General features: G+C 52.1%; 1 rRNA gene. It reads right to left on the bottom strand.

The features are described from left to right. Positions 1-3: 3 nt before the first annotated feature. Positions 4-2,902 (bottom strand): 23S ribosomal RNA (locus HGO97_RS23570). Positions 2,903-2,905 lie beyond the last annotated feature (3 nt).

Genomic DNA, 2,905 nt, shown 5'->3' with positions numbered 1-2,905 from the left:
TGCTTGGTTATGCCCTCGACCTATTAGTAACAGTCAGCTCCATGCATTACTGCACTTCCACCTCTGCCCTATCTACCTCGTCGTCTTCAAGGGGTCTTACTAACTTGACGTTATGGGATATCTCATCTTGAGGGGGGCTTCACGCTTAGATGCCTTCAGCGTTTATCCCTTCCCGGCTTGGCTACTCTGCTATGCTCTTGGCAGAACAACAGATTCACCAGCGGCCAGTCCATCCCGGTCCTCTCGTACTAAGGACAGCTCCTCTCAAATATCCTACGCCCACGCCGGATAGGGACCGAACTGTCTCACGACGTTCTGAACCCAGCTCGCGTACCGCTTTAATGGGCGAACAGCCCAACCCTTGGGACCTACTTCAGCCCCAGGATGCGATGAGCCGACATCGAGGTGCCAAACCACTCCGTCGATGTGAACTCTTGGGAGTGATAAGCCTGTTATCCCCAGGGTAGCTTTTATCCGTTGAGCGATGGCAATCCCACTTTATACCACCGGATCACTAAGTCCTACTTTCGTACCTGCTCCACCCGTCGGTGTCGCAGTCAAGCCTTCTTATGCCTTTGCACTCTGCGAATGGTTTCCAACCATTCTGAGAAGACCTTTGAGCGCCTCCGATACCCTTTCGGAGGCGACCGCCCCAGTCAAACTCCCCACCTGACATTGTCCCCCGGCCGGATCACGGCCGATGGTTAGAAACCCAGTACTGCAAGGGTGGTATCCCAACAGTGGCTCCACAACGACTGGCGTCATTGCTTCAAAGCCTCCCACCTATCCTGTACATGCAATACCGAATCCCAGTATCAAGCTGGAGTAAAGCTCCATGGGGTCTTTCCGTCCTGGCGCAGGTAACCAGCATCTTCACTGGTATTTCAATTTCACCGGGTGCATTGTTGAGACAGTGCCCAAATCATTACGCCTTTCGTGCGGGTCGGAACTTACCCGACAAGGAATTTCGCTACCTTAGGACCGTTATAGTTACGGCCGCCGTTTACTGGGGCTTAAGTTCAAAGCTTCGCTTGCGCTAACCTCTCCCCTTAACCTTCCAGCACCGGGCAGGCGTCAGCCCATATACCTCACCTTTCGGTTTTGCATAGACCTGTGTTTTTGCTAAACAGTTGCTTGGGCCAATTCTCTGCGGCCACCTTGCGGTGGCACCCCTTCTCCCGAAGTTACGGGGTCATTTTGCCGAGTTCCTTAACAATGCTTCTCCCGTCGGCCTTAGGATTCTCTCCTCATCCACCTGTGTCGGTTTACGGTACGGGTTTTGATTGAACAATAGCGGCTTTTCTTGGCAGCTAGCTCACACACTTCGCTACTAATAGTTCGCTCCGCATCACGTCTTCGGATTGCACACCGGATTTGCCTGATGTACCCCTACCTCGCTTGCCCCGGGCATTCCATTCCCGGGATGTGCTCTCTCTCTGCGTCCCCACAGTTCTGTCAATCAAAAGTACAGGAATTTCAACCTGTTGTCCATCGACTACGTCTTTCGACCTCGCCTTAGGCCCCGACTTACCCAGAGCAGATCAGCTTTACTCTGGAAACCTTAGATATTCGGCCGGAAGGATTCTCACCTTCCTCTCGCTACTCATTCCGGCATTCTCTCTTCTTAACGCTCCACTGCTCCTTACGGTACAGCTTCGCCGCTGTTAAGAATGCTCCTCTACCAATTGACATTCATCAATTCCTAAGCTTCGGTAGTGTGTTTCAGCCCCGGACATTTTCGGCGCAGGACCTCTCGACTAGTGAGCTATTACGCACTCTTTTAATGGATGGCTGCTTCTGAGCCAACATCCTAGTTGTCTTCGAAATCCCACATCCTTTTCCACTTAACACACATTTTGGGACCTTAGCCGTAGGTCTGGGCTCTTTCCCTTTTGACCACCCAACTTATCTCGGACAGTCTGACTCCCATACATCATCTACACGGCATTCGGAGTTTGATATTCTTTGGTAAGCTTTGACGCCCCCTAGGAAATTCAGTGCTCTACCTCCGCAAGACTTGAGTATGAGGCTAGCCCTAAAGCTATTTCGAGGAGAACCAGCTATCTCCGGGTTCGATTGGAATTTCTCCCCTATCCACACCTCATCCCCACCCTTTTCAACGGATGTGGGTTCGGTCCTCCATCGCCTTTTACGGCGACTTCAACCTGGACATGGATAGATCACCCGGTTTCGGGTCTACTCCGACTGACTATGGCGCCCTATTCAGACTTGGTTTCCCTTCGGCTCCGCACCTTGAGTGCTTAACCTCGCCAGCCAGCGTAACTCGCCGGACCGTTCTACAAAAAGTACGCGGTTGCGCATGTAAAGCGCTTCCACAGCTTGTAAACATATGGTTTCAGGTTCTCTTTCACTCCCCTCCCGGGGTCCTTTTCACCTTTCCTTCACAGTACTATGCGCTATCGGTCACTAAGGAGTATTTAGCCTTACGGGGTGGTCCCCGCACGTTCCCACAAGGTTTCTCGTGTCTCGTGGTACTCTGGATACCGCCATGTCGTCTTGTCTTTCGCTTACGGGGCTTTCACCCTCTCTGGCTGGCTTTCCCAAAACCATTCTGCTAGACTTGACGAATCAATTCTGCGGTCCGAACCCCAGGGTGCACGCACCCTGGTTTGGGCTCTTTCCATTTCGCTCGCCGCTACTTTGGAAATCACATGTTGTTTTCTCTTCCTCCGGCTACTTAGATGTTTCAGTTCACCGGGTTCCCCACACACAGTTATGGATTGGCTGTGTGCTGACTGAGGTTTGCTCAGCCGGGTTTCCCCATTCAGAAATCTCCGGATCAAAGGGTATTTGCCCCTCCCCGAAGCTTTTCGCAGCTTATCACGTCTTTCATCGGCTCTTAGTGCCAAGGCATCCACCATACGCTCTTATTAGCATAACCAAC

Origin of the sequence: Faecalicatena faecalis, from assembly GCF_012524165.2 — a bacterium.
Classification (GTDB): Bacteria; Bacillota; Clostridia; order Lachnospirales; family Lachnospiraceae; genus Faecalicatena_A; species Faecalicatena_A faecalis.
The sequence above is the reverse complement of the archived record's forward strand: the minus strand, read 5'-3'. Positions and strand labels throughout refer to the sequence as shown.